The sequence below is a fragment of the Streptomyces chiangmaiensis genome (genome assembly GCF_036281785.1).
Taxonomy (GTDB): Bacteria; Actinomycetota; Actinomycetes; order Streptomycetales; family Streptomycetaceae; genus Streptomyces; species Streptomyces chiangmaiensis.
In genome coordinates, this window is the sequence record NZ_JAYWVC010000380.1 from 1 (window position 1) to 4312 (window position 4312).

A 4312-nucleotide genomic window follows, 5' to 3' on the forward strand; every position below is an offset into this window, starting at 1 on the left:
AAGCGTGGGGCCCTGCGAGACGGTGGATGCCGGTCGTGTCGCGGGGCGCCAGTTCCAGAAGGGCTGCGGCCGGGTCGGCGACGTGCACCGGGCAGCGGATGCCGTCGGTGAACAGGACGCGGTCGCGGTTGCCGGCGGCGAGTTCGTGCACGATGCGCTCGTGTTCGCAGCGCCCGTCGCCGATGATCAGCGACGTGCGGGCGACGACGGCCTGCGGATGCACGAGGAGGACCCCGGTCTTTGCTGCCGCCTTCGCCGCCGCCATCGCCGGCCGGACGGGGCCCTGCGCCGTAATCGTCCATTCCGCCCGGCCGCTCGATGCGTTGACGACACGGTGCGGGCCGGCCTCGGCCAGGACGGCGTCCACGCGTTTGCTGTCTGGCAGGTCAAGTGGGTGCCACGCGGCCTCGGAGGCGTTGGCGGGCTTGGTCGTGTAGGCCGCGGCCGTCGGGTGCCCGGCCGCTGTCGCCTGCCGGACCGACTCGGCGCCCAGGGAGCCGCTGCCGCCGATGATCACAACGGTCATGACGCGACACGGCAGACCGTTCTTGGCCGGCACCGGGCACAGCACCACACCAGCTGTGCCAGAACCGACTCGCGCACAAGGCCCTGCGTGCGTCTGGCGGCGTGCTGTCGGCGTTCCGGCCGCCGCTGCCGGTGGTGTTCACGGGAAGGGGGGCGTGGTGCGCGCGGCGGCGGTCCTCATCCGGCGGTGGCCCCGGGCGGCTCTTGGGGGCTGCTGCCCGGGCTGTGCAGGATTCGGCGGGGTCCTGACGGGGTGTGGGGTGGCACATCCCGGTCACAGAGAAGGCAGGAGCGTGCAGGCGATGGCCGGGGCCCGGGGTCCCGGCCCGGTCGTGGGCCGGGGTGGCGGCCCACGCGCCGCTTGCGTGCCGCCGGTGCGGGCGTGGCGGATGCCGGCTTTCTTGCCGGTGGCGCGGCGTGCACTGCGCAGCCCGGGCCGCGCGGCGCGGCGGTAGGGGTGCACCGCCGCGCCGGAGGGGATCAGGCCGCCGAGGGCCGGGGCGCACCCCGTGGGCCGGTCGGGCCGGCCCTGTCGTCCGCGCCCCTGTGCCGGGGGGCGGGCGGGCAGGAAGGCGAGGGCCTGTGCGCGGGCCGGCCTCAGCTCGGTCCCGGGCAAGTACCGCCGCCCCACGATGATATGACGCTACGTCAGGTCAGTTGTTCTGTGCGGTCTGCGGGCATCCCGGACCGGGCGTCGTCGGGCACTTCCGGGGGCGCCTTCGGGTGCTGCCGGCAGGCGGGGTGTGCGAGGTGGGGCGGGGCGGGCGGGTGCGGGGGGTTGTGGGGGTGCGGCGGGGCTGTGGTGGTGCGTCAGATGTGAACGGTAGTGCGCTTCTGAACGCATGTCGGATATAGGCGGTTTGCGTTTCCGCTTCCGCTTCGGCTACCGTCCAGGACCTCCGGACAAATTGTTCGGAGAGTTTGGACGGCGGGTTTGGCCGTGACTGCTGGTCCTTCCTCCGGTGGTTCCGCCGTGTCCGCTGCTCCGCAGCCGGGTTCCCGCATGACCCGGCTGCGGGGCGCGGATTGCCCGCCGTCCAAATCCCGTACGGCGCGGGCTGTGCGGTCGGTGTGTTGTCGACCGCCGGCCGGGTCCGCGCCGGCGGGTGCGGGATGAGGCCGGGCGGCGGCCGGACGTAAGGTCCGGGCCGTGTCCGACCGGTGCTCGTTTGCTCAACCACACTCCTTGACAGGATGAAAGGTGTTTTTCATGAACATGGACCAGCTTGAGGCCGAGACCGCGGAGCTGCTGCCGGGGCGGGAGGCGCTGGGGAAGTTCTCGTTCAACTTCACCAAGATGACCAACATCACGAAGAAGGTCGCGCACGTCGACGCGCACAACGAGTCGGCGGCGGTCAACTCGTGCTCGCCGTGGGCGGTCGCCCAGTCCGAGGCTTCGCAGGCCATCAGCGTGCAGCAGTAACGCGGCGGGTGGTGCAGGGCCGGGTTTCAGCGGAACTTGGCCCTGCGCCCCCTCGCAGTGGGTCCGTGCCGCGCCCTGCCCGGGCCGTTCGCCGGCTGCGCACCCCGCTCGGCCGCCTCGGCGCACACCGTGTGCGGCGGGCGTCCCGTGGTGCGGGGCCCGGCTGCCCGCCGTGCCGTCGTAGGGCGGGATGCTTCCGGCCGGCCCCGGCCCGGGGCCCCGGCCGCTCGCCGGCCCCCGGGCAAGCCGCCCCTGCCTTTCTCTTCTGTGGCTGCCCGCCTGCCTTGTCTGTGCTGTTCGGTGAGCGCTGTGTGCGGGTGCCGTGCGACGTGCGGTGCCCTGTGCGGGCGTGTGCCGTCAGGCGTGGCCTTCCCCCCTTGTGCCGTGACAGCCGTGGCGGCCGTGTCGCCCCATGCGCCTTGGAGTAGTCAATGACGGCGTCCGAAGGAAACAGCAGCCTCACCCGGCTGCATCGTCAGCCCCCGTACACCCGGGAAGAGCTGACGGTGCGTCAGGATGCTGCTGCCGGCGGCGTACCGGGCGCACCCGCACACACGGCACACACGGTGCAGCCGGCACCCACGGCACCCACGGCACCCACGGCACCCACGGCACCCGCGGCGAGCGCCGGTGCCGCCGGGCCGCATGCCGGTGGGCCGGTTCCGCGGCTGAGTGAGGGTCTGCAGAGCCTGGGGGAGTACCAGGGGTCGGGTTTCACGGTGCGCAAGTATCTGGTGCGCCGGGGGGACGGGCAGGTCATCCAGTTGTCGCGGCTGCTGTATCTGGTGGTGGGGTCCGTCGACGGTGTCCGGGACGCGGAGGCGATCTCGCACCGGGTGAGCGGGCGGTACGGGGCGGAGGTCACGACGGATGATGTCGTCTACCTCATCGAGCGGAAGCTGACCCCGATGGGTGTCACCGTCCCGTTGACAGGCGACCCGACCCGGGTGGCGGCGCCGAGGTCGGATCTGCTGCTTGCTCTCAAGGGCCACAAGGTGATCTTCCATGAGGGGCGTGTGGCCCGGATCGCGGCCGCGCTGGCGTGGCTGCACACCCCGCTGGTCGTGGCTTTGGTGCTGGCGGCGACCGCGGTGATGGACCTGTGGCTGTTCGCATTCCACGGGGCGATCACTGCTGTGCTGCATGTGATGGAGCAGCCGTTGTGGATGCTGATCCTGTTCGCGCTGACCGTGGCGTCTTTGCTGTTCCACGAGTTCGGGCATGCGTCGGCGTGCCACTACAGCGGGGCGGTGCCGGGGAAGATCGGCTGCGGGATCTTCCTGATCTGGCCGTCGATGTACACGGACGTCACCGACGTGTACCGGATCGGGAGGGCGGGCCGGCTGCGGACCGGGCTGGGCGGGGTGTACTTCAACGTCATCTTCATGCTGGTGCTGACCGCGGGCTATCTGCTGACCGGTCAGTCCTTCTTCCTGGCCGCGGTGTATCTGGCGCATTTCGAGGTCCTGGAGCAGCTGATGCCGCTGGTGCGGCTGGACGGCTACTACATCCTGGGCGACCTGGCGGGGGTTCCCGACCTGTACGGCAAGGTCAGGCCCATCCTGCTCGGCATGCTGCCCGGGCGGCGGCGCACGGCCGGGCAGGTGCTGGGGCTGAAGCGGTCGGCCCGCGTCACGGTGACGGTGTGGGTGGTGACCATGGTCCCCCTGCTGCTGGCCGAGGTCGCCTACGTGCTGTGGAATCTTCCCCGGCTGCTGGCCACCGCGCTGCGCAGCCTGGCCGGCCAGGTGACGGGCACCTGGGAGGCGTTCACGCAGGCGCAGGTGGCCGCCGGGCTGGTCGGTTGTGTCGGCACGCTCATGCTGCTGTGCCCGATGGCGGGCGGTGTGTATCTGGCGGGCCGGATCGCGGCCCGCCTGGTGCGTGCCGCGGTCCGGTCGACGCAGGGCAGGCCGGCGATGCGACTGGCCCTGGCGGGTGTCGCCTGCGCCGTCTGCGTGGTGCTGGGGGTGGCCTGGGTGCGGGGGCTGACCCCCAAGCCGCTGCCGGCCGCCGCCCCCCTCACCCCCGTCCTGCAGCCCGGCGTGCCCGCCCCGCACCCCACCCCGACCGCTTCCCCGGCCGGCCCCTCACAGCGGCCTGCTGCCCAGCCGTCCGGGCCCGGCCGGCGCTCGCCCGCATCCGCCGGGCCGCCTTCCGTGCGGGCGGATGCGCAGCCCACGGCCGGCACGCCGGCCGCCTCCTCGACGGCCGGCGCCTCGCACACCCCCGCCACCCCCACGCCGCGCCCGTCGGGCAGCCCGACACCCTCCGCGTCCGGCACCCCCTCGCCCTCACCCTCCCCCTCACCCTCCCCCTCGTCCTCGGCGTCACCGTCCGCCACCGCCACCGCCACCGCCACCG

4 protein-coding genes are annotated in these 4312 nt (G+C 73.0%); 2 read left to right on the plus strand and 2 right to left on the minus strand.

The window, feature by feature from the left end:
* Nucleotides 1-526, minus strand: a 526-nt coding sequence (locus VXC91_RS42830) for an NAD-dependent epimerase/dehydratase family protein (protein ID WP_329512765.1), incomplete at its 3' end; no start/stop codon positions are given.
* Between the two features lie 273 nt (nt 527-799).
* Nucleotides 800-1156 carry a hypothetical protein gene (locus VXC91_RS42835; protein WP_329512766.1) on the minus strand — a complete coding sequence of 119 codons (357 nt, stop codon included), beginning with the start codon at nt 1154-1156 and terminating at the stop codon, nt 800-802.
* Nucleotides 1157-1735: 579 nt separating this feature from the next.
* Between VXC91_RS42835 and VXC91_RS42840 the strand changes: the two genes are divergently transcribed.
* Together VXC91_RS42840 and VXC91_RS42845 are read left to right on the plus strand one after the other, a co-directional pair.
* Nucleotides 1736-1948, plus strand: a complete 213-nt coding sequence (locus VXC91_RS42840; protein ID WP_329512767.1) for a hypothetical protein — start codon at nt 1736-1738, stop codon at nt 1946-1948.
* Nucleotides 1949-2379: 431 nt separating this feature from the next.
* Nucleotides 2380-4312, plus strand: a 1933-nt coding sequence (locus VXC91_RS42845) for a zinc metalloprotease (RefSeq protein WP_329512768.1), incomplete at its 3' end; no start/stop codon positions are given.

What these genes read in the sequence shown, in the direction of transcription:
- VXC91_RS42840 (WP_329512767.1), top strand. Translation starts at nt 1,736, where the DNA reads ATGAACATGGACCAGCTTGAGGCCGAGACCGCGGAGCTGCTGCCGGGG.